Below are 22,410 nucleotides of genomic sequence, written 5' to 3'. Positions count from 1 at the left end.
TTTTGATTGCTTGAATGAAGAAAGCGATGATTATTTAAACACAGAAAACCCTACTCAAATAGAGTCAGGGATTTCTGTTTGATTGGGGTGATATCCAAATATATTAGATATCTCCTTTACACAGTTTATTACATACAGACTCACTTCATCATCAGGCAAATGCGGAATTGATTCGGAAAAGCCCACGACCGTCAAAGCTGCTAGAATATCCTTTTTGTAATTAAATATTGGCACACTGAATGAAGAGACATGTGAAACCAGTGGTTCCGCTGCGTAAGCAAATCCATATTTCAGGATGTGCTTTTGCTCCTCCTTAAATAGTTTCCGATGGTCTTCTGATAACTTACCTAGTTCTTTAAGCTTCCATTCTTTTATATCCTGCACGTCCTTAAAAGCTGCAAAGATCTTACCCGAAGCAGACATCAACGGCAGAAGGGTCCCAATTTGGGCTCCAATATTCAAACCAACGTTAGCACTCCATATATTTGCGATAACTGGCCCACCAGGAGTCCATACGGCAAGAAGTGCGGTTAGTGAAGTATGGCGGCTGATTTCCCGCAGATAAGGAGTGACAGTCCCTATCACATCCTTACTGCCAATAGCCGTTATCCCATATTCGATTAATTTGCTGCCCAGAGAATATGTACCTTGTTTTTTATCCCTATAGAGTAATCCGAAGTGGGTTAATGTGTTTAGGTATTTATATAAATTGCTTTTAGTCACTCCTGAAAGTTCCTGGACTTCTGCAAATTTTAACGGGTGCTCATGCTGTGCAATGAGTTCTACGATTTGAATGCCAATTTGCAAAGACTGAATCATTTGGAGATTTTTTTGATTGTCCATAGTTATGCTCCTCTTAATAATCTATGATTTCTTCAGTATACCAAACCCCAATCAGAAAAAAAGAAAATGAATATATCTGAAACTTAATTATATTTAGAATATTGACATTTCTAATAATTTGGATTACATTTTTTATAAATAAAGAACATTGTTATCTATAAGTGTAAAACCTATTCATGTGAATGACAAGGAGGAACGAGTTCTATGAAAAAGTTTCTTGTCTGGATAGTCAGGTCGCCTGACTTTACCGGTGATAGTATTACAGGGCACAGAGAGCACTTGCAAAAGTTAAGGGAAGCAGGAAAGTTGGTTTTGGCAGGAGGTTTTGCAGACCAAACTGGAGGCGCTTACATAATACAGTGCGAATCAATTGAGGCAGCGGAAGATCTGATTAAGAAAGACCCGATGAACAATGCATCTGAGGCTTTTTATCAATTAAAAGAATGGAATGCTAGCTAATCGGAATAAAAGGAGATGGGCCTATATGAAACTGATTACTTTTACTTTTGGTGGGATAACCCGTATCGGTGCTTTGGTTAACGAAAGAGTCATTGACCTGCATGGAGCCTTCAAGGAAAAATTGAAACGGGAGGGAAAACTTCGTGCTGAGCAGATTGCCAACGCGTATATACCGGAGGACATGAACGGATTTCTCCAGGGTGGAAAGGAAAGTTTAGCACTGGCAAAGGATGCGATTGACCATGCTCTCACAAATGAAAGTACTGTCCAGGTGGTGTTTGATAAAAGTGAAGTGAAGATTGAAGCACCAGTTCCGGCACCAGGTAAAATAATTTGTGTAGGACATAACTATCGAGAACATATTTTAGAAATGAAAAGGGAGTTGCCTCCGTTTCCGGTAGTCTTTGCAAAATTTGCCAACACCGTGGTAGGTCCTGAGGATCCTATACCTTTCCACCCGATTTCCGAACAGCTTGATTACGAAGCTGAATTGGCCTTTGTAGTGGGCAAGCGTGCAAGGAACGTATCTGAAGCAGATGCACTTAACTATGTAGCGGGCTATACAATCGTAAATGATGTTACCTATCGTGACCTTCAACGCCGGACACTTCAGTGGCTTCAAGGTAAGGCGGTTGATGGAAGCGCACCGATGGGACCTTGGCTTATTACATCCGATGAATTATCAGATCCATGTGGGCTGGACATTGTTCTCACTGTGAACGGGGAGGAACGCCAGCGGTCAAATACAGCTAACCTCGTTTTTTCCGTTCCTTATCTTGTGGAATTTCTTTCTGGCTTGATGACGTTGGAACCTGGAGATGTCATTTTGACAGGGACTCCTGGAGGAGTAGGCGTCGCCCGCGACCCACAAGTGTTCTTGAAAGATGGTGACATAGTTCGAATTGAAGTAGAGCAAGTTGGAGTACTTGAAAACCAAGTTAATAAGACTGTGCTTGTTACAGTTTAATAATTAATTATTGCAAGCTCTGTTATTAAATCATATATAGCTTCATCAACAAGTTTAATGAAAGTAACGTTTAGTTTTTTGACGGATGACCACCGAGTACTAAGCACTCAGCCGCAATCGATGCTTTGATGGTCAACCACTTGAATTCATAATCATCGAGGATATATAAAAACACCAGGCCAAAACCACGTTACTACAAAAACTGATAAAGGAACATATTGTTACTAGCGAATAAGGGGGAATAATCAATGGCAGAAAAAAATGCTTTCTTTGATAGCCCGATAGTTCAGGAGTTTAATCGTGACATCGAACAGTACCATCTAGGTCCTCTATGGAATGCAATTCCCGATTTAATGAAACATACGCCTGAGCCGCATGCGCAGGCATACCTCTGGAAACATGAACTTCTATACAAAAAACTAAACGAAGCAACCCAGATTTTCACCCCTGACCGTGGCGGAGAACGTCGTGCAATCTATTTACAAAACCCAGGGCTTAATTACAGAAAGCCATGGGGATGGGCGTCGACAACCCAGACACTTTATGCTGCAGTCCAGCTTATCTTGCCGGGTGAAACGGCACCTTCACATCGCCATGTCCAAAATGCCCTCCGGTTTGTCATGGAGGGAGAAGGAGCATACTCCATCGTTCAGGGAGAGCGTATCTTTATGGAACGTGGTGACTTCCTGACAACTCCAAACGGGTTGTGGCACGGTCATGGACATACAGGTGAAAAGCCAATGTTTTGGATGGACTGCCTCGACATCCCAACTATCTACCATCTTGGCGGCACATTCTTTGAGCCGTATCCAGAGAAAATAGAGGAGCCAAATTTACCCGATAACTATTCTTCCCAGCGTTATGAAGGAGGCATGGTGCGTCCCGTCTCGGACCGCTACCCGAAAAAGGCAGCACTTGGGTCTTACAAATGGGCAGGGACAGAAGCAGCGATTGCCGGTCTGAGCCGCTTTGAGCCCGATCCATTTGATGGCTATGCAGTCGAATATATAAACCCGTCTAATGGGGAGACCGCATGCCCTACAATCGCTGCCTGGTTACAAAAACTGCCTGCAGGTTTCAATGGAAAGGCACATCGGCATACCCACGCATCGATCTATCATGTGCATGAGGGTTCTGGCTATACGGTCATTAACGGAGTTAGGTTTGACTGGCAGAAGGGTGATTTCTTTGTCGTGCCAAACTGGGCATGGCATGAGCATGTCGCAGAGGAAAGCAGCTACCTATTCTCGACAAACGATTTGCCAATACTGGAAAAATTTGGACTCGAAAGAAAACAGGATTATGATAACCACAATGGCCGTCAGGTCATTATGCGTGGATTCAAACCTGTTCTTCCATAATCATTGTAAGTACGTTCATTCAAAACTGAATGAAGAACCATATTAACAACTATTTTATTTCCTTCCTTCTATTAGAGGGAAAAGTTCACTGAGGGGTGTAGGCAAATGACTGAAAACAAAGGTAGTGTACTCATTGTTGGTGGAGGCATCGGGGGACTTGCAGCGGCTTTGGCAGTTGCAGAGGCTGGAAAACGATCGACTGTCCTGGAACAAGCACCTGAATTCGGGGAAGTAGGGGCTGGTATCCAGCTTGCTCCAAATGCAATGGCAGTGTTAGACCGATTCGGGTTATCTGATGAAATTTCAAAGGTGGCAGTATTTCCTAAACGTCTGGTTGTGAAAGATATCTATTCTGGAAATGAATTTGCTTCCCTTGACCTGGGAAATTCTTTCAAAGAACGATACGGACATCCTTATATTGTTTTACACCGCTCTGACCTTCACAGAATATTGCTGGAAGCCTGTAAGACAAATGATCATATAACGCTTCTAAACGATCAATACATTACAAGCGTCGAAGAAGCGGGCAATGTGGTAAGGGTGACCAACCAGAATGGAGATACTTATGAAGGAGAAGCGCTCATTGGGGCGGATGGACTTAAATCTAATATACGCAAGTTTTTCAGTGACGATGAACCAATTTGCTCGGAATATGTGGCTTATCGAGGGACCATTCCTATCGAAGAAATTTCGGATGCAAACCTCGATGATGTCATTATGTGGATCGGGCCAAAGTTGCATCTTGTTCAGTACCCTGTTCGCCGAGCAGAACTTTATAATCAGGTTGTAGTATTCAAAAGCTATGAGTATAAGGAAGGCTCAGATGATTGGGGAACACCAGAAGAAATGGATAGGCGATTTGCTGGGAGCCATCCACTTGTACAAAATGCGCTTACCTTCATTCAGCGCCAAATTCGTTGGCCGATGTATGACAGGCTGCCAATCGGAAACTGGACAAAAGGAAATATAACGCTACTTGGGGATGCTGCACATCCAATGTTGCAATATTTAGCTCAAGGTGGATGCCAGGCACTTGAAGATTCAGCTTATCTTGGAGATATGCTGCAGGTACATTCTGAAAGTTACAACAAGGCATTTTTGGCATATCAGGAAGAACGAATTCCACGCACAGCAAAAGTTCAAACAAGCGCCCGTACATGGGGTGAGATCATACATGCCGAAGATCCAGTTTCAATTTTATTACGGAACACAATTTTTGAAAAACGAAGTTCACAGGATTACGAAATTACAGATTTTCTCTATGGATATCAGAGAATTGCGGTCAAAAAATAATAGATCAACCAGAATAATCGATCTACAATTTTATTGGCTACTGGCATTTTACCAGTAGCTTTTTTATATTAAATCTTCGAAATGAAGAAAAATGCAATCCGGAAAATACTTAGAAAAGACGGAAAGCTGCATTGAGATTCCATGAAGGAGCGAAGAAGTTACAAGTCAGATTTAGGGTGTCCAGACAGAAGTTAAAAACGTTAAAGCACGCGTTGTATCAAAATGACTTTAGCTTTATCGAAAATGTCCCCCCAAATCTACTGAATTGTTTGACATATTCGAAAACTAAATGTTAATTTATAATTAGGTATAACAAGTCGTTCACATTATTAACATGTAGAAAATAGCGCGCTATTAAATGAAATCACAAATCACCAGAATCTATGTCCATTCAAAAACATTGTATACGCTTTCACTAAGTACACAACTATGACCCATTGTTAATCTTAGATAAGGATCTCTTTAATATCAGGCCGCCTTTAACTTAATGTCAAAGGCGTTTTGAATATATTCAAGCTTTTTATATGTTAGTCTTGATCGTTTTACTGACAAAGGAATGGAGGATAGCAGTATTTTATAAAAATAAGACTGATAATTTAGAATTTATTTTCATCTTAAATTACCTAACAATCAATTAACCAATAAAGGAGGATCCGAGGGCAAATGCGTGAAAAAGCATTAAAAGGAATGAAGGTATTGGAGATGGGTCAGTTAATTGCTGGTCCGTCGGCAGGAAGGCTGTTTGCAGAGTTCGGGGCGGAGGTTATTAAAGTGGAGGCGCCGACAACCGGTGATTCAATCCGCTCATGGCGCGTTGTAGAAAATGGGACAAGCCTTTGGTGGTATGTGCAATCCAGAAATAAAAAATCAATTGCCATTGATTTGAGGCAGCCTGAAGGACAGGACATTGTCCGGGAGTTAGCCAGAGATGTAGACATCATCATTGAGAATTTCCGTCCTGGTACGATGGAGAAATGGGGACTTGGTTACGAACAACTAAAGGAAATCAATCCTGGACTCATTATGGTAAGGGTTACTGGATATGGTCAGGATGGTCCTTATCGTAATAAAGCAGGCTTTGGCTCAATAGGAGAAGCAATGGGGGGATTGCGTTACTTGACAGGATATCCTGACCGTCCGCCAACTCGCGTTGGAATAAGTATAGGTGACTCCATTTCCGCACTGTATGCGGTCATCGGGTCAATGATGGCGATATATCATCGTGACGTTAAGGGCACTGGAAAAGGACAATACGTGGATGTGGCTCTGTATGAGTCCGTCTTTAGCTTAATGGAGAGCATGCTTCCGGAGTATGATAGGGCCGGGATAATCCGTGAAAGAACAGGCAGCACTCTTCCGGGTATCACACCTTCCAATACGTATTTATGTTCGGATGGCAGATATGTCGTTATTGGAGCAAATGGGGATGGGATTTTTAAGCGTTTGATGATTGCTATAGGTCACCCGGAATATGCGGATGATCCAAGGTTTGAGAATAACGCTAAAAGATCGGAACATTCCGAGTTTTTAGATCAACTGATTGAAAATTGGACAAAAAGCTTAGCTTTTGGAAAAGTGCTTGAAATCCTTGATGACGCAAAGGTACCAGCCGGTTCCATCTATTCTATTGAAGATATTGTCAATGATCCTCACTACAACGCTAGGGGTATGATCCGCGAATTTGATGTGGAAGGCATCGGTGCACTTAAAATCCCGGGTATAGTACCGAAACTCAGTGAGACACCGGGAGAAACTGAATGGGTTGGCCCAAAGCTCGGTGAACATACACAGGAAGTTTTACAAAAATCGCTGAATCTGACAGACGAGCAAATTACTAAACTGGAGTCCAAGGGAATTATTGAACTTTATCGAAAATCAGTCAATTCCTCCACTTAAAAAGCACTTAAAAACATTGCATAATGCTGATGCATCCGAATAGTAGTTAATGATTTGCGAATTTATTCCGTGTCGGAAGGACGTGTTGATATGGGCATGACAATAGCTGAAAAGACGTTGGCAAGGGCTGCGGGAAAGAAAGAAGTTAAGGCCGGTGAAATTGTTTGGGTAAAAGTTGATATTGCAATGATGCATGATTTATTGGGTCCGCGACTCATTGACAGAGGATTTCGTAAATTAGGGGGTAAACTGTTTGACCCTGAAAAAGTTGTCGTAGTGTCAGATCATTGTACTCCTCCGGCGACAGTGCATCAAGCGGATATATTGAAATACACAAGAGATTGGGCTAGAGAATATGAACTGCCTCATTATTATGAATTTGAAGGCCCATGTCACCAGGTCATTGTGGAGCATGGTCATGTTCGTCCTGGAAGACTTATACTAGGCACTGATTCTCATACATGCATGGCAGGTGGCCTAGGTGCGTTCGCAACGGGAATTGGGTCAACAGAAATGATTGGCGTCCTTCTCACGGGTGAAACATGGTTAAAAGTCCCTGAAACTATTAAAGTAAATTGGGATGGCCAAATCCCTCAAGGTGTGTACTCAAAGGATTTAATGTTAAAAACAATTAAGGACATTGGGCATGCCGGGGCAACCTATCAGGTTCTTGAATTTTCGGGAAGTGCAATACGGGGTATGTCGTTAGACGAAAGATTGGTCTTGTCCAATATGGCAGTCGAAGCAGGGGCAAAGACAGGTCTGATTGAACCAGATGATGTGGTTGAGGAATTCTTGAGAGCAAAAGGAGTTAACGATATGGACCGGATTCAAAGCGATATAGACGCCCGGTATATCCGTGAACTTACTTACAACGCATCAGAACTTGAACCACAGGTAGCATGCCCTCATGAGATTGATAATGTTCATCCTGTTACGGCTGTCGAAGGAACAAATGTAGATCAAGTATATTTAGGGTCATGTACAAATGGTCGTTTAAGTGACCTAAGGATTGCTGCCCAAATCCTTAAAGGGCAAAAGATTTCCAAGAATATTCGCTGCCTGGTAGTACCTGCTTCCCAAGCGGTTTGGATGCAGGCTAATAAAGAAGGAATTCTTGATATATTGACCGAGGCGGGTTGTATTGTGAATATGCCTTCCTGCGGAGCATGCGGAGGTTTTACCAGTGGGGTAATTGGTGCCGGGGAAGTTGTAATGTCTTCTTCTAACCGTAATTTTAAAGGAAGAATGGGAAGCCCGCTCGGGGAAATTTATTTAGGCTCCCCAGCAACTGTTGCTGCTACTGCAATCGAGGGAAGAATTGCTGATCCAAGAAAATACATTAAAAAGGAGATGATGATATAGATGTCGGCAATTATACGGGGGCGCGTGTGGAAGTATGGAGACAACATTAATACAGATATAATTTCACCAGGACAATACATGAGCCTATCGATTGAAAAGCAAGCAGAACATGCAATGGAGGCCATCGATCCGGAATTTCCAAAAAAAATACAGCCAGGTGACATTATTGTAGCGGGCGATAACTTTGGTTCAGGTTCCAGTCGTGAAACCGCCCCTCTGGTATTAAAACATTTACAGGTAGGTGCGATATTGGGCAATTTCTTCGCCCGCATTTTTTATCGGAATGCCATTAACATTGGACTTCCAGTGGTAGAGATGGGGGACACCTCTCATATTGATGAAGGTGATGAACTGGAAATAAACCTGTTGGAAGGAACTGTAAACAACATCACCAAAGGAACAAACTATGATACTACAAAACTTCCCGAACACTTAGTTGAAATGGTTTCTCTAGGTGGCCTTGAAGCATATTTGGCAAAACGGATGGGAATTTCATCATAAGGAGGAAGTAAGATGTATCTGCCGAAAAAGGTTGAAATAGTAGAAGTGGGTCCTCGTGATGGGCTGCAAAATGAATCTCGATTTATTTCAACGGAACATAAAGTGGAACTTATCAACGCTTTGTCTGAAACTGGCATAACCCGAATTGAGGCAACATCTTTTGTCCATCCCGTACATGTGCCTCAGATGAAGGACGCAAAGGAAGTACTGGAAAAAATCACTAGAAAAACAGACATTCAATATATAGCGCTCATTCCAAATCAAAAAGGGTATGATCGTGCAATCCAGAGTAATGTGAATGCTGTTGCTCTAGTTGTAGGAGCGAGTAATACATTTAACAAAAAAAATGTAAGGATGAGCAGGGAAGAATCTATGTCCCAATTAGAATCTGTCATTTATCGCGCAAAAGAGGATGGTATATTTATCCGTTTCGACATCGCTACCTCATTTTGGTGTCCATTTGAGGGGAAAGTAGCTGTCAATGAAGTTATGAAAATGATTGAACAAGTCGAGAAGTTAGATGTTGACGAAATTGTAGTTTGTGACACGATTGGCCGCGCAAACCCACAGCAAGTCTATGAACTATTTTCCAACATCTTTGAGAAATCTCCTAAAGCTAAGATTGGAGCTCATTTCCATGATACATATGGATTAGCTCAAGCAAACACGTTGGCAGCCCTTCAGGCTGGAGTAACAGTCTTTGATAGTTCAATCGGGGGACTTGGCGGATGCCCATTTGCTCCAGGTGCTGCAGGAAATACAGCAACAGAGGATTTAGTTATGATGATGCACGAGATGGGCATTGAAACCGGAATCGATTTTGACAAGATTCTGGATTGTGTTGAGCTTGTGAAACCCTTGACCGAGCGTCAATTGACAGGGCATCTTCACAAGATACAAAGGAATACAACTGCAACGACACAAAATTAAGATTGTCACGCTAAGATGAACGATAAATCATTCAGCCTAATTTGTGCTTAAGCTATGGCTTTGAATTAAGAAACCTTTTATTTTATTAGATAAGGATGCAATTAACCGTGTTATATAAACGTGTAAAACGTTGGAGTAACCACGACGTTGTCATTTTTTATGATCGTTATGACAGAATGAAGTAGTCCCCATCTAATTATTGGAAGGGGATTATTTCGTTTTTTTGTCTCCATTCGTTTATTTAGACGGTAGTACTACCAAAACCAAAACATCATAGATTAGGAGCGATACTTCAGATTAATTGACCATTTTATTAGGAGGAAAACATCGGCATGACTAAAGAGAAAAAGATACTGGCCGGCCTATCGATTGCAGCTTTTTTAGCACCGTTTACTCAAACCGTATACACGCCGAGTCTTCCTGAAATCAGCGGTTATTTTGCAGCTAATACATTTATGGTGAATCTGACGATTTCCATTTTTACCTTTATATTATCGTCAAGCCAATTCATTATTGGACCATTAGCGGATACCCGTGGACGAAAGGCGATCCTTCTGCCGGGACTTCTCTTGTTCATGGCGGGATCGTTGATATGTCTTCTGACTCAAAACTATTATCTCTTCTTGGTTGGAAGAGCTGTTCAAGCATTTGGGATAAGCACAGGTTCAGTAGTGGCCGCAGCTGTCATTGGGGATATCTATGCAGCCAAGGACCGCGGCAAAGCCATGAGTGTTTACCAAACCATGGTCTTTATAGGACCTGTTTTTGGTCCTGTATTAGGAAGTTTTGTTTCTGGTTTTTTTCATTGGAAAGGGATATTTCTAGTTCTACTAGTATTGGCATTAATAAGTTTTATTTATAACCGTATTGTCCTATATGAGACATTGCCAAAGGATTTAGCTCCGGTAAAGATTACATTTCGAACGTTTAAAGAAATCCTGTTTAATAGAGCTTCTTTCTCCATAATGCTGCTTGGGTTTATACAGTTTTATGGGTATTATGTTCTTCTCGTATTCTTACCCGGATTATTACAGAATGTATATGATATGTCTGTAACATCAAAAGGGTTGTTTTATATCCCTTTAACGGCAGGGCTTTTACTTGGTTCTGCTGTAGGTGGCAGACTTCAAGGCTATTTCACTAGAAAAACTATTCTAATTGGAACGTCATATGGAATTTCACTGATCGTATTGATTTTTTGTTTTTATTTGATGTTCAACATTTTACCTAAACCTATTTTGATTACCTTTTTATTGTTATATGGGATGTCACTCGGAATTGGTCTTCCCGCTCAAACCACAACATTGATTAATCTATTTCATGAAAAGAAAGGAACGGCAATTGGAACCTACAATTTTATTCGCTTTAGCGGAGCAGGGGTTGGACCTTTGCTAGGTGCAGTTTTTCATCATATTGGGGGAGACAAGGCTCTTTATTTCTCGCTGTTTACATTTATGTTAATAGCGGCTGTTGTTATTCATAAGCACATGCAGGAACCATATATGGAAACACGAGCACCTGGATTGGATGTTTAGCTACCTATTAAATACATTAATGTTAACTTCGCAAAATGAATATTCTGCTGTTAATAGGCTGGTTAATATGGCTGTTTTTTTACCAAAATGCTTATTTTTAATAATAATTCAATATAATAACCTGATTTAAGAGTTAACTAAAAAGTTAGAATGTTAACCTTGTAATTATGTTAAAAATCAATTGACATCATGATAAAAGTGGTGATAATGTGAAAGTACAATTAACATATTGTTTATATCGTTAACACATAGATAACGAGTAAAGTGATTAACTGTGTATTGCTTTAACATGTTTTTGCGAATCATCTAAACAATAAGGAGGAGTGCAGATGTTAGAAAATCCAGTCATTATTGTAGGAGCTGGTCCGGTAGGTTTAACTGCTGCTGAGGTACTTACTCAACAAGGAGTCCCGGTTTTGGTCCTTGAAAAGAATGGGGCCCCGAACAAGGAGTGGAGAGCTTCGACTTTTCATGCGGGAACGATGGAATTACTTGAGCCAACCGGTCTTGCAGAGGAATTGTTAAAAAGGGGATTAAAAGCACCAATCATTCAATATCGTGATAGGCAAACAGGACTTTATGCGGAATTTAACGCATCTCTCATTAAGGACGAAACCAAGTTCCCTTTCCGCCTGCAATGCCCGCAATCAACTTACACTCAAGTAGTGTATGAAAGATTGCTGCAAAGACCAGTAGCAAATGTCCTGTTTAATTCCGAGGTTATTGGAATTAAACAAGATGAAGAGGGAGTGACTGTGAAGATCCACACTCCGGATGGGGAAAAGGTACATAGAGCTTCCTTCTTGCTAGGTGCAGACGGTGCAAGGAGTACAGTCCGTAAATCTTTGGGTCTATCTTTCGATGGATATACTCTTGAAGAGCGGTTTTTACTTGTTGGTACACCGGTATCCTTCACCAATTACGTGCCAGATCTTGCTTATGTGAATTACATTTCTGATCCAGATGAATTCCTGTTCATTCTAAAAGTGCCGGAAGCATGGAGATTATTGTATCCTATTCCAACTTCCATCTCAGATGAAGAGGCACTAAGCGATGAAAGCATTCAGCGTGGATTTAAGAGAGCATTGAATACCAATGACACATTTCCTATCGTTGAGAAAATGATTTATAGAGTGCACCAGCGTGTCGCGGAAAAGTTTTATAATGGACGCGTTGTTCTTATGGGGGATGCGGCACACATAAACAGTCCGCTCGGAGGTTTGGGCTTAAACAGTGGCATCCATGATGCTGTCGATTTAAGCAAACGTTTGATCCGTATATTAGGCGAGGGCAATAAATCAAAGATTGAAGTAGAACTTGAAGTGTATAATTCTGTTCGCCGTCAAGTAGCTCTGGATTATGTAAAAGAGATCACAGAAAAGAATACAAATTTAATGAAAGAAAATGATCCTGAATACCGATTGAAAATGCAAAGACAAATGGCGGATCTGGCAGCAAATCCTGAATGCGCGAAACAATGGCTGCTTCGAACATCATTAATTACAGCGGTCCGCGAACAGGGAATTGGGGAACCGCCAAAAGCAACTCAAAACAATTAATATCTGGCTTTTCCAGTCCGTAGATAGAAAGACATACCGGCGATAAAAATTAACTGAATAATCAATCTAATATTATGCAAAACTAATAAAAATGATTGAATAGATTGAATACATTAATCCAACATGCTGGTTTTTAAAGCAGTCCATGCACCACCGTTTGAAGGGTTTACTTTCATTAATCGCAATTTACGTGCCATAAATATTCCACCCATCTCTTGACTAAAAAAAGAACAATTAATATGATTAACGAGGTGTTAATTAATCTGATGCTACGTGGAGGAATATATTATGGAAGAAAACGATAAAAATCGCCGCATACAATCCTTGGAAGTTGGGTTTTCCATTTTGCGTACGTTTGCAGAAAAAAAAGTGCCTCTTAGTTTAAGTGAGATAGCAAATGAAACAAAATTACATAAGAGTCAGATTTACAGATACCTTAACTCTTTTATACATCTCGGTGTATTAATTCGCGAAAACGAGGATAATCCAAAATGGCACTTAGGTCCAGAATTAATCTCTCTAGGCAGCGCAGCTTTTGACGGCCTTGATGTCGCAAAACAGGCTGCACCACACCTATTAGAATTAAGGGATCAATTAAACGAAACGGTTGGATTGAGCATCTGGCGAGATCGTGGTCCATTTTTTGTTCGTTGGGAAAAAAGTAATAAAATTATCAATATAGGGATAGATACAGGTTCATATGTACCTCTATATACAGCAACAGGGAAAATTTTCAGGGCTTTTCTTCCTGAGGAAATAACAGATCCTCTGTATCAAAAAGAGCTGACAGCAGGCAGAATTATTCCTGACGATTTTAATACGGAGATTGAAAGGATAAGGAAAACTGGCTTTTCTGTAACAGAAAGCAGTCTAATATCCGGTATTGCCGCTATAAGCAGACCCATTTTTTATGCGGATATGAAACTAGCTGGGGCAATTAGTGTGATAGGACTTTATGGAGACCATGACATTTCACCAACCTCTTTGTCCGCAAGTAAATTATTGGATAAATGCAATGTTATTTCACACCAGCTTGGATATAAGCAACTAAATTTTTGAAAGTTTGATAACAACATTAGGTTGAGGAAAACCGGGTGGTCAAATTGGAAAAAACCGATAGTGAAAAAATTATCGGGTTTTTCCTGATCGATTATGATCAAGCAAAATAAAAAATATAACCCCCATAAAGCATTGACTATTCAAAAAATTCAAATTAATATTATAATATATTCACAAATAATACATGAAATTCACATATAGTAAACTTCAAAAGTGCAGTTATATCCCTATAAATGGTTTCTATGTGACCATTTAACTATGGTCAATAACTAACTCTTAATTGTAAGCGGTGTCATTTGGTGTAGGGTATTACATTGCTCGATCATTTGCAGCAACACACTCTACCTAATAAATGAATACAAACCTGACAGCTAATCAAGGAGGCCGAAATGGATATCGTCCAAGAAAGATTAACGATTAATGGAAAGCAGATTGGGTCTAATAAAAATGTGCTGATTTATAACCCCGCGAATATTGCGCAAGTTGTTGGTGAGATTTCTGTAGGTTCAGAGATTCATGTGCATGAAGCAGTCGAAAGTGCAAGCAAGGCTTGGCAGCAGTGGGCCGAGATTCCTGCAAGTGAACGGGCACTTTATCTGACACGAACTGCGCAATACATAGAGAAAAATTGTGAAGCATTGGCTCGGCTACTTGTTATGGAGCACGGCAAAGTGTTGCGGGATGCAAAGCATGATCTTTTGGGTGCAGCCAATGTACTTAGATATTATAGTTCTTTAGTTCACGAGCTGGATGACCGGGTAATTGAAACAAGCCAGGGCAAGATGATTTTAGCAAGACAGCCGATAGGCGTCGTTTCCATTATTGTTCCATGGAATTATCCGATTATCTTGGCATTTTTAATGTTGGCACCGGCACTGCTGGCTGGGAATACAGTGGTTTTAAAGCCATCCATGTCATGTCCGCTTACATTAACTAAGATATTGAATGAAGTGTCTGGATATTTGCCAGAAGGAGTATTAAATATCGTCGCAGGGTCCGGTGCTTCTGTAGGGGATGCCATGGTGACCCATCCGATGATTCGTAAAGTCTCCTTTACCGGCAGCACTGAAGTGGGCCGTTCGATACTGAAAGGTGCGGCTGATACCATAAAGAATGTCAGCATGGAATTAGGCGGAAATGATGCAGCAATCATTTTAAGGGATGCTGTAGTGAATGAGCATTTAATTGATGAATTCATCAAAGGAGTTTTTACCGCAAGCGGACAGATTTGCTATGGCATTAAGAGGATTTATGTTTGTAAGGAACATTATGATAGCTTCGTAGAGAAATTTACGCAGGCTGCAAATAAGATTGTAGTTGGATTTGGACTAGATCCGGAAACAACGATGGGTCCATTGAATAATAAAAGCCAGTTTGACACCGTGAAAAATTTGATCGACAATTCAAAAGCGAGTGGCGCTACTGTACAGACCGTTGGTAGAATTGCCGACAATGTATCATTTGAGGATGGTTATTATATCTTGCCTACCATCATAACCAATGTTTCTCATGAGGCTGAAATTGTGAAGGAGGAACAATTTGGCCCAGTTATTCCGATCATCCCATTTGAAACTGAAGAGGATGCCATTCGTATGGCAAACGATTCTGAATTCGGACTGGGCAATTCCATTTGGACTGCAGATGTTGACCGTGGATTTAAACTGGGACGGAAACTGCAATCTGGAAGTGTTTTTGTAAACATTCACAGAGTAGGGGCATCAGCCGCAAATATGCCGTTTGGTGGATTTAAACAAAGCGGGATCGGAAGAGGTCATGGAGTTGAAGGATTATATGAAAATACCGAATTACAAGCGATTATCCATAGGACAGATATGTAAGGCTGTTTCATTTAAACAATACGGAGGAGAGGTGTTCTCGTGAAATTGGATGGAAAAGTGGCAATCATAACCGGTGGAGGATCTGGTATTGGGAGGGCTACAAGCCTGCTGTTTTCCAAGGAAGGTGCCAAGGTAGTAATATCTGATATCAACGAGGAATCAGGTGCTTCGGTTCAGAAAGAAATACAAGAGTTAGGCCATGAAGCAATATTTGTAAAGACAGATGTTTCCAAGGCTGACGATATCAAGGCTTTGATAGATCGTACAATATCCCGGTTTGGCCGTATCGACATTTTGTATAATAATGCCGGGATTCCCCAAGAATTTAAGCTAATTGAAGATATAGACGAGAATTTTGTGGATCGAATCATTGATGTGAATATTAAGGGACCGTTTTTAGGTTCAAAATATGCCGTTCCTATTATGAAAGAGCAAAAAAACGGGGTAATCCTGTTCACTTCCTCGATGACAGGTGTCCGGCCTATGCCAGGAACAAACTTGTATGCAACAACTAAAGGAGCAGAAGTTACTATGGCCAAAGCACTGGCTATTGAACTGGCGCCTTACAACATCCGTGTTAACGCTCTCTGCCCGGTTGCTGTAGACAGTCCAATGCTACCAAGCTTCATAACTAATAAAGATAAAGAAGCCGGAAAAAAAGAACTTATGAATAAGTTTCCATTAGGTCGTTTAGTCACACCGGAAGAAGTAGCATCAGCGGCATTATATCTTGCTTCCGATGAATCCCAAATGATTACAGGAACGGCATTGCAGCTGGATGGTGGCAGGGGCATATAGCCAGGGAAAGGATAGTATCATAGTAAAAACTATAAAAATATAAAATTTGGTTTCAGGAGGGATTCTTTTGACAGTAAAAACGTTTGAGTTACCGAAATATCATGAACTGTCTGATGCGGAAATCGGCCAATGGACCGGTGAGGAATTTGCGGATAAATTGTTGGAACGTTCCTATCTGCTAGGCGAGCACTTATTGCATAGGAATGGATATGAGATAGTTGAATTGGATGAAGAGACAAAAAGGAAGGGGCTTGCAGATTATTGCCTCCGTCTAGCTTGGTTAGAATATTGGAATGGTGTAAATCCCCCTGCAAAACAGATAGTAATGCTGGAGCGGAACCCTGACGATATTGGCATTCGGATTCGTTTATCACAGCAAATCATTGATGAAGTAAAGCATCAAAGAATTTGGAGTTCGTGGGTCAAAAAATACGGTGGAAATCCACGTATACAGGACTACAAGGTAGATACAGACGTAATGGCAATGTACCGTGCAACGTTTGATTATGATGACCCTGCTGAAATAGCTGCTACACTTCAATGCACTGGCGAGGCAATACTATCCTACCATTTAGGGGGCAGAATGGATCCGAAGGACAGTATTTCATATGCTTGTTTTCCTGAGGATCTAAGAACAAATATTGCTAAAGAAGTGATTGCCGAGGAACCAAGGCACATTGCAGTGGGCCGGGATATCATTATAAAATATTCTGGAGATGTGACCAAACGCCGGAAATTGATGCAAATTCAAATTAATAAGATGAAACCATGGATTCCCAAGGCGGTTGAAGACTTGAGACTGATTGGCGCAAATCGAATTGCACCATTGCCTATTGTAGATTAAAACTATTAATAAGGAACTCCCAAGGGAGGGAAATAGCAATGTTTAACTTTGAGGAATGGACTGAAGAGGTCCATAGGATTATTGATGAAGTAGAGGCTGCAAAGGAGGGGGGCGTAGACCTCTCTAATACTGATAAAGAGCTAAATGATCTATGGCAGGAAATGACACAGCATCAGGACGATGCCTCAGTGCAATTTCTGATGAACGTCTTATCGCATACAAAAGATTTATTAAATGGTCATTTAAAAGAAACGGAATTCGAAGAAATTATAAAAGGCATGAGGGATGAAGCACTTAAATGATTAGGGGATGAAACCACCCTAGTTTCGCTTGAAACTTGACCTGGATATGAACTAAACAGTTGAAGATTTAATTTACTTATGATATGTTAACAGCCAAGCCGGCCTTCTCTATCACTGAAGGCCGGCTGAATATTTTTCATGCCTAATTACGGTTTTATATTTCCATATTTACATATTTAGATTGAATGCTCATGTCGAACCCGGTTGAAAAGGTGAAGTAAATTTTTTAAAAACTTGATATAATATTATCATTAGGCTGTACGTTTAATTTCTTGAGAAGGGAATTCACGCATGGAAAAAGATGAGTTAAAAGGAAACGGAATTCAATCGTTAGAGTTAGGGATAGATATTTTAAAAAAGATTGCGGATGTAGGCAGGCCTATCGGAATAACTGAAATAGCCAATATTTGTGAAATGTCTAAAAGTAAGCTTCATAGATACTTGACCAGTTTTTGCCGTACTGGATTCCTTGAGAAAAATGCCGATTTACGATATTCAATCGGGAGTGAGCTAATTCTTCTAGGACTAAAAGGATATAAACAAATGGATATAAATGATGTGTCAGCCCCGTATTTGATTGAATTAAAAGAAGTCTTAAATGAAACTGTAGCCCTCGCAATATGGGGAAACAGAGGCCCTTTTTTTACCAAGTGGGAAGAAAGCAACCACGATATTATGCTCGGAATAAGAGTAGGTTCTCAAGTCAGTGTTACCCGGAGTGCAACTGGGAAGATTTTTTCTGCTTTCCTTCAAAATAGTGCAGCTGAGAAAGTGATTAACATGGAAATAGAAAAGTATAACCTTACTTTTGTAGATTTTGATAAGGAAATGGAAGAGATAAGAAAATTTGGATATTCGACGACACAGGGAGGAGTGGCACCTGGAATCGAAGCGATTAGCGGACCGATATTCAATCAAAACAGTGAATTGGTTGCTGCTGTAACTGTAGTTGGCTTTAGCGGAATCCTCGATTGCAGCCCGGATTCAAAAGCGGTTCGAATGTTATTGCGGGTTTGTCTGCAGCTTTCGAAGTATATAGGATATGATATAACCCATGATTTCTATCGTGAAATAGTTTAATCCTACATGAGACAATACGTTTTTCCAATCCCACTTTTTTTATTTCACTTTGCATCGAGCCCTTCAAAGAAGGGCTTTTTTTAATGATCAAGAACGCTCTGATGTCAAGGAGCTTAATACCTGGTCTCTTCCTTGATAGAGATGTTCAGTCATGGCAATTTTGGCTCTTTCAGCGTCTTTACGTTTAATTGCATTGATGATAAAGGTGTGCGCTGAAACAGACTGTTTTAATTGTTCATTGTTGTACCAGAAAAAGGAACGGAAAACTAATGGTAAGATGACTACCTTTGATATCAAAGACTTTAAATGCTCGTTATATGCAGAATTGACAATAGTATCATGAAAATTATTGTTTAAGTTTGTTAATCGTTTTACTTTTTCTTTTTTCATATTTTCATCGGTGTCTTGAAATTCATTTAAAAGATTTATCATTATTTGATTAATGTTAGTGAGTTTGTCAACATCCATTTCAGTTCTGTTGATTGCAGCCTGACCTGCTGCATACCCCTCCAAGAATACACGTAAATCATAAAGCTGTTGAATATCAACCTCTGAAAACTCCCTAACAAAGATTCCTCTGTTATACCGTACTAGCAAACCCTCAATCTCTAATGTCTTAATCGCCTCTCTAATTGGAGTCCTGCTTACGTTCAAACCGTTAGCAAGTGATTCTTCTGTTAGCCGTTCCCCAGGTTTTAAATTTCCAAAAATGATATCCTCTTTAATTTGCTCATAAACTGACATCTAAGATCTTGCACACCCTTCAAATAATTAAATAAGCAGTTGTAATATTACGCTAATTAAATATTACCAAAGAATTTTAAAAAAACAATCATTGTATACAAACTTTATACCTTTGTGTACAAAATTATAAAGAATATTAAAAATATTTAGAAATCAACTTGAAAATACCATCCATATACACTAAAATTAAAGCAGAAATGAACACATTGTATACAATAGTAATTCACAAGCATACAAACAAGCTGGATTTGAAGGAGGAACATCTTATATTAATTTTGGAAAGGGGGATTTGAAATGGATAATACAAACGAAAAGCTCCCGCTTCAAGGAGTTCGTGTAATAGAATTGGGAACGTTGATTGCAGGTCCGTTTACCGGGAAAATACTTGCAGATTTTGGGGCCGAAGTTATCAAAGTTGAACCACCCGATAAAGCGGACCCGATGAGGAATTGGGGTAAGGAAAAAGATAATATCGGGTTATGGTGGCCTGTACAATCACGGAACAAAAAAAGTATTACATTGAATCTAAGGGAAGAAAAAGGTCAAAACATTTTAAAAGAAATGATTAAGGAATCGGATGTCTTAATTGAAAATTTTAGACCTGGTACGATGGAAAAATGGAACTTGTCATATAGTGAATTGTCAAAAATAAACGAAGGTTTAATTATGGTTAGAACTTCTGGATATGGCCAAACTGGGCCTTACAAATCAAGAGCTGGTTTTGGAAGTGTAGGAGAGGCCATGGGGGGATTGAGATACATTACAGGATTCCCGGATCGCCCTCCAACAAGAACAGGAATATCGATCGGCGATACCCTAGCTGGCCTGTTTGCTACAATTGGCTGTCTGATAGCATTACACGAAAGAACACGTTCGGGCAAAGGGCAAGTTGTCGATACAGCTTTATATGAGTCGGTGTTTGCCGTTATGGAAAGCATTATTCCAGATTATTTAATTGCAGGTGAAATCAGAGAGAGAATGGGTAATACACTTCCTGGTGTTGCACCATCAAACATTTATTTAACTGCAGATGAGAAATACATTGTAATCGGCGCCAATGCAGATGGTGTATTTAAGAGACTCTGTGAAGCAATGGGCGAGCCGCTATTAAATGGGGATCCGAAGTATTCAAATCATAAAGCAAGAGCTAAAAATATGAAAGAACTTGATTGGAAAATAGAAGGATGGACTAAAACACTGCACTCTGAAGAACTTCTATCAATACTTGAAAAACATGGAGTGCCTTCCGGCAAAATTTATTCGGCGAAAGATATTGTAGAAGATCGTCATTATCAGGAAAGGGAAATGGTTATCTCTTTTGAACATCCGATATTAGGCAATTTTCCGATGCCGGGTATCATTCCCAAACTCAGCAGGACTCCGGGAAAGGTAAAGCACTTAGGAGCCTTGTCGATGGGTGAACATAACCAAGATGTATATAAAGACATCTTTAAATTTAGTGAAGAAAAAATCCGTGAATTGCTGGAGCAAAAGATTATATGATAATTCCAGTTAAAATACTAAATAAACACAACATTGAAGGAGGTAATTTTATATGTTGACCGATTTGGAAGTTAAAAAGAATGTGAAGAATGAAAGCTATCTTATTGAAAGTATTGATGAAATGAGCAGCGGGTACTTAAAAATGATCAAGGACACATTAACAATCGTTGCAGATACTGAAATTATGGGAGCAGCTTTGTATTATGGCTTTTTAAACCATAAGGATGTTAATGACAGACGGTATCGGCAACTAATGGCACTCATCCAGGATGAAATAGGTCATGCACATGTTCACTACCGTTTACTCGAGGATCTTGGCGGGGGTACAGTGGAAGAAATGCTGTATGAACGAGAATATACGGATTTTAATTATCCTTATGCGATGGATATGCCAATTGAAACTTATGAAGAAGTTGCGTTAATTGGGGCTTTTCAGGATAGGGCAGGTGCAACGCTTTTAATTGATCCGTTTAATAACACTAGTTACGGACCGTGGAAAAGAGCCCTTGCGAAAGTTGAAATTGAAGAGCGCTTCCATATGAATCTTGGTATTAGCCTTATCAAGGACTTAATTTCTGAACCGGAATCCAGAAAGCGCTTACAAGAAGCAGTGGATTGGATGTTCCCTATTACAGTTGAATGGTTTGGTGTACCAGATAAATATAAAAAACGTAAAGATCAGCTTGAATTCAGATTAAGGAAATTAACAAATGACCAGTTAAGACAAGAGTGGCTAAGTCAAGTAGTACCAATTTGCGAACAATTTGGTTTAAAGGTTCCGGCACATTATGATGCGATTAGCGGAGAATATGTACTAGATTACAAGTTTCCTTGCGAATTCGATGTTAAAAATAAAAAATGGCACTACGACAAAGAAACTACTTGGGATGAAGTTAAGAAGCGGTGGAAAGGAAGAGGACCGAATTCCAAAAGTCATATAGGAATCATTCAAGAAGAATACCGAAAGATGAAGAGTAAAGGAGGATTATAATGACACCTGAAGAAATTATGACCGTTTTAAAAGACGTGAATGACCCTGAATATCCTGTCAGCATAGTAGATTTAGGTTTAGTAAGAGGGGTTGAAATAGAAGATGGTACAGTTAAAGTCAGATGTACCTTTACTTCGACCGGCTGTCCTTGCATGGATTGGATTAAAAATGATATCAAAGAAAGATTGCTGAAAGAACCGAATATTGAATCTGTCGTTGTTGAAGATGACTGGTCAAAGCCTTGGACATCAAAAGATATGTCTGAAAAGGCCATAAAAGTTTTTCAAAGTCTCAATACTAGTGTATAGAGGGTGAATAATATGTTGAAGGAAGAAATTTATGAAGTTTTAGCCAGAACAAAAAGAGAGGAGTCACTAAGAATTATCGGGACCGTACAGGCGCAATCTTCTAGGCTTGCTGCAGCCTATGCTCAAGCGACTTATGATGAATTCAATTATATTGATATGCAAATCGTTCCCAGGAAACATTTAGTTAAAGTTTTTTCATTAAATCCTATTATTTCAAAAAAGGGGTTCTGATTC

At 40.0% G+C, this 22,410-nt stretch carries 22 protein-coding genes; 20 read left to right on the top strand and 2 right to left on the bottom strand.

Annotated features, from left to right (window positions below; translation table 11 throughout):
- Positions 1-54: 54 nt before the first annotated feature.
- Positions 55-843 (bottom strand): IclR family transcriptional regulator, encoded by a 789-nt coding sequence (locus CVD28_RS05470; RefSeq protein ID WP_101591374.1) that lies wholly within the window; start codon positions 841-843, stop codon positions 55-57.
- A gap of 204 nt (positions 844-1,047) precedes the next feature.
- Here CVD28_RS05470 and CVD28_RS05465 point away from each other — a divergent pair, with 204 nt between their 5' ends.
- From CVD28_RS05465 to CVD28_RS05390, 16 genes are all read left to right on the top strand, one after another.
- Positions 1,048-1,302: a YciI family protein gene (locus tag CVD28_RS05465; protein WP_101591373.1), complete on the top strand. Its 255-nt coding sequence runs from the start codon at positions 1,048-1,050 to the stop codon at positions 1,300-1,302.
- Between the two features lie 25 nt (positions 1,303-1,327).
- Positions 1,328-2,269 (top strand): fumarylacetoacetate hydrolase family protein, encoded by a 942-nt coding sequence (locus CVD28_RS05460; RefSeq protein WP_101591372.1) that lies wholly within the window; start codon positions 1,328-1,330, stop codon positions 2,267-2,269.
- Between the two features lie 248 nt (positions 2,270-2,517).
- Positions 2,518-3,630: a cupin domain-containing protein gene (locus CVD28_RS05455; RefSeq protein WP_101591371.1), complete on the top strand. Its 1,113-nt coding sequence runs from the start codon at positions 2,518-2,520 to the stop codon at positions 3,628-3,630.
- Between the two features lie 105 nt (positions 3,631-3,735).
- Positions 3,736-4,923: an FAD-dependent monooxygenase gene (locus CVD28_RS05450; protein ID WP_101591370.1), complete on the top strand. Its 1,188-nt coding sequence runs from the start codon at positions 3,736-3,738 to the stop codon at positions 4,921-4,923.
- A gap of 663 nt (positions 4,924-5,586) precedes the next feature.
- Positions 5,587-6,819, top strand: coding sequence for a CaiB/BaiF CoA transferase family protein (locus tag CVD28_RS05445; RefSeq protein WP_101591369.1), 1,233 nt, complete (start codon positions 5,587-5,589; stop codon positions 6,817-6,819).
- Between the two features lie 90 nt (positions 6,820-6,909).
- On the top strand, positions 6,910-8,184 hold the full coding sequence (locus tag CVD28_RS05440; RefSeq protein WP_101591368.1) for a 3-isopropylmalate dehydratase large subunit: 1,275 nt from the start codon (positions 6,910-6,912) through the stop codon (positions 8,182-8,184).
- Entirely contained in the window at positions 8,185-8,685 is a 501-nt protein-coding gene (locus CVD28_RS05435) for a LeuD/DmdB family oxidoreductase small subunit (protein ID WP_101591367.1), read from the top strand.
- Between the two features lie 12 nt (positions 8,686-8,697).
- Positions 8,698-9,615, top strand: coding sequence for a hydroxymethylglutaryl-CoA lyase (locus CVD28_RS05430; protein WP_101591366.1), 918 nt, complete (start codon positions 8,698-8,700; stop codon positions 9,613-9,615).
- Between the two features lie 332 nt (positions 9,616-9,947).
- The gene (locus tag CVD28_RS05425; protein ID WP_101591365.1) at positions 9,948-11,150 is read left to right on the top strand and encodes an MFS transporter; all 1,203 of its coding nucleotides are present in this window, start codon (positions 9,948-9,950) and stop codon (positions 11,148-11,150) included.
- 329 nt (positions 11,151-11,479) lie between these two features.
- The gene (locus CVD28_RS05420; protein ID WP_101591364.1) at positions 11,480-12,709 is read left to right on the top strand and encodes an FAD-dependent oxidoreductase; all 1,230 of its coding nucleotides are present in this window, start codon (positions 11,480-11,482) and stop codon (positions 12,707-12,709) included.
- Positions 12,710-12,997: 288 nt separating this feature from the next.
- Positions 12,998-13,768, top strand: a complete 771-nt coding sequence (locus CVD28_RS05415; RefSeq protein WP_101591363.1) for an IclR family transcriptional regulator — start codon at positions 12,998-13,000, stop codon at positions 13,766-13,768.
- A gap of 389 nt (positions 13,769-14,157) precedes the next feature.
- On the top strand, positions 14,158-15,606 hold the full coding sequence (locus tag CVD28_RS05410; protein ID WP_101591362.1) for an aldehyde dehydrogenase family protein: 1,449 nt from the start codon (positions 14,158-14,160) through the stop codon (positions 15,604-15,606).
- A gap of 39 nt (positions 15,607-15,645) precedes the next feature.
- Complete coding sequence (locus tag CVD28_RS05405) at positions 15,646-16,404, top strand: SDR family oxidoreductase (protein ID WP_101591361.1); 759 nt, start codon at positions 15,646-15,648, stop codon at positions 16,402-16,404.
- 67 nt (positions 16,405-16,471) lie between these two features.
- The gene (locus CVD28_RS05400; protein ID WP_101591360.1) at positions 16,472-17,248 is read left to right on the top strand and encodes a hypothetical protein; all 777 of its coding nucleotides are present in this window, start codon (positions 16,472-16,474) and stop codon (positions 17,246-17,248) included.
- Between the two features lie 38 nt (positions 17,249-17,286).
- Positions 17,287-17,550: a hypothetical protein gene (locus CVD28_RS05395; protein WP_101591359.1), complete on the top strand. Its 264-nt coding sequence runs from the start codon at positions 17,287-17,289 to the stop codon at positions 17,548-17,550.
- 291 nt (positions 17,551-17,841) lie between these two features.
- Positions 17,842-18,630: an IclR family transcriptional regulator gene (locus CVD28_RS05390; protein WP_101591358.1), complete on the top strand. Its 789-nt coding sequence runs from the start codon at positions 17,842-17,844 to the stop codon at positions 18,628-18,630.
- A gap of 87 nt (positions 18,631-18,717) precedes the next feature.
- Here CVD28_RS05390 and CVD28_RS05385 read toward each other — a convergent pair whose 3' ends face one another.
- Complete coding sequence (locus CVD28_RS05385) at positions 18,718-19,374, bottom strand: GntR family transcriptional regulator (RefSeq protein WP_101591357.1); 657 nt, start codon at positions 19,372-19,374, stop codon at positions 18,718-18,720.
- A gap of 294 nt (positions 19,375-19,668) precedes the next feature.
- On the opposite strand from CVD28_RS05385, the gene CVD28_RS05380 reads away from it, so the two are divergent.
- The 4 genes from CVD28_RS05380 to CVD28_RS05365 are packed head-to-tail and all read left to right on the top strand — an operon-like array spanning position 19,669 to position 22,407.
- Positions 19,669-20,877, top strand: coding sequence for a CaiB/BaiF CoA transferase family protein (locus CVD28_RS05380; protein WP_101591356.1), 1,209 nt, complete (start codon positions 19,669-19,671; stop codon positions 20,875-20,877).
- 52 nt (positions 20,878-20,929) lie between these two features.
- Complete coding sequence (locus CVD28_RS05375; protein ID WP_101591355.1) at positions 20,930-21,868, top strand: Phenylacetic acid catabolic protein; 939 nt, start codon at positions 20,930-20,932, stop codon at positions 21,866-21,868.
- Positions 21,868-22,176 carry a metal-sulfur cluster assembly factor gene (locus CVD28_RS05370; RefSeq protein ID WP_101591354.1) on the top strand — a complete coding sequence of 103 codons (309 nt, stop codon included), beginning with the start codon at positions 21,868-21,870 and terminating at the stop codon, positions 22,174-22,176. Before CVD28_RS05375 ends, CVD28_RS05370 begins: the two co-directional genes overlap by 1 nt.
- A gap of 12 nt (positions 22,177-22,188) precedes the next feature.
- Positions 22,189-22,407, top strand: coding sequence for a hypothetical protein (locus CVD28_RS05365; protein WP_101591353.1), 219 nt, complete (start codon positions 22,189-22,191; stop codon positions 22,405-22,407).
- Positions 22,408-22,410: the final 3 nt, after the last annotated feature.

Origin of the sequence: Bacillus sp. M6-12 (genome assembly GCF_002860285.1) — a bacterium.
Lineage (GTDB): Bacteria > Bacillota > Bacilli > Bacillales > DSM-1321 > Peribacillus.
This window is presented reverse-complemented; position numbering and strand designations above follow the sequence as displayed.

Bases quoted from the DNA above. Each gene is read 5' to 3' on its own strand.
- CVD28_RS05470 (WP_101591374.1), bottom strand. From the start codon at position 843: ATGGACAATCAAAAAAATCTCCAAATGATTCAGTCTTTGCAAATTGGC.
- CVD28_RS05465 (WP_101591373.1), top strand. From the start codon at position 1,048: ATGAAAAAGTTTCTTGTCTGGATAGTCAGGTCGCCTGACTTTACCGGT.
- CVD28_RS05460 (WP_101591372.1), top strand. From the start codon at position 1,328: ATGAAACTGATTACTTTTACTTTTGGTGGGATAACCCGTATCGGTGCT.
- CVD28_RS05455 (WP_101591371.1), top strand. From the start codon at position 2,518: ATGGCAGAAAAAAATGCTTTCTTTGATAGCCCGATAGTTCAGGAGTTT.
- CVD28_RS05450 (WP_101591370.1), top strand. From the start codon at position 3,736: ATGACTGAAAACAAAGGTAGTGTACTCATTGTTGGTGGAGGCATCGGG.
- CVD28_RS05445 (WP_101591369.1), top strand. From the start codon at position 5,587: ATGCGTGAAAAAGCATTAAAAGGAATGAAGGTATTGGAGATGGGTCAG.
- CVD28_RS05440 (WP_101591368.1), top strand. From the start codon at position 6,910: ATGGGCATGACAATAGCTGAAAAGACGTTGGCAAGGGCTGCGGGAAAG.
- CVD28_RS05435 (WP_101591367.1), top strand. From the start codon at position 8,185: ATGTCGGCAATTATACGGGGGCGCGTGTGGAAGTATGGAGACAACATT.
- CVD28_RS05430 (WP_101591366.1), top strand. From the start codon at position 8,698: ATGTATCTGCCGAAAAAGGTTGAAATAGTAGAAGTGGGTCCTCGTGAT.
- CVD28_RS05425 (WP_101591365.1), top strand. From the start codon at position 9,948: ATGACTAAAGAGAAAAAGATACTGGCCGGCCTATCGATTGCAGCTTTT.
- CVD28_RS05420 (WP_101591364.1), top strand. From the start codon at position 11,480: ATGTTAGAAAATCCAGTCATTATTGTAGGAGCTGGTCCGGTAGGTTTA.
- CVD28_RS05415 (WP_101591363.1), top strand. From the start codon at position 12,998: ATGGAAGAAAACGATAAAAATCGCCGCATACAATCCTTGGAAGTTGGG.
- CVD28_RS05410 (WP_101591362.1), top strand. From the start codon at position 14,158: ATGGATATCGTCCAAGAAAGATTAACGATTAATGGAAAGCAGATTGGG.
- CVD28_RS05395 (WP_101591359.1), top strand. From the start codon at position 17,287: ATGTTTAACTTTGAGGAATGGACTGAAGAGGTCCATAGGATTATTGAT.
- CVD28_RS05390 (WP_101591358.1), top strand. From the start codon at position 17,842: ATGGAAAAAGATGAGTTAAAAGGAAACGGAATTCAATCGTTAGAGTTA.
- CVD28_RS05385 (WP_101591357.1), bottom strand. From the start codon at position 19,374: ATGTCAGTTTATGAGCAAATTAAAGAGGATATCATTTTTGGAAATTTA.
- CVD28_RS05380 (WP_101591356.1), top strand. From the start codon at position 19,669: ATGGATAATACAAACGAAAAGCTCCCGCTTCAAGGAGTTCGTGTAATA.
- CVD28_RS05375 (WP_101591355.1), top strand. From the start codon at position 20,930: ATGTTGACCGATTTGGAAGTTAAAAAGAATGTGAAGAATGAAAGCTAT.
- CVD28_RS05370 (WP_101591354.1), top strand. From the start codon at position 21,868: ATGACACCTGAAGAAATTATGACCGTTTTAAAAGACGTGAATGACCCT.
- CVD28_RS05365 (WP_101591353.1), top strand. From the start codon at position 22,189: ATGTTGAAGGAAGAAATTTATGAAGTTTTAGCCAGAACAAAAAGAGAG.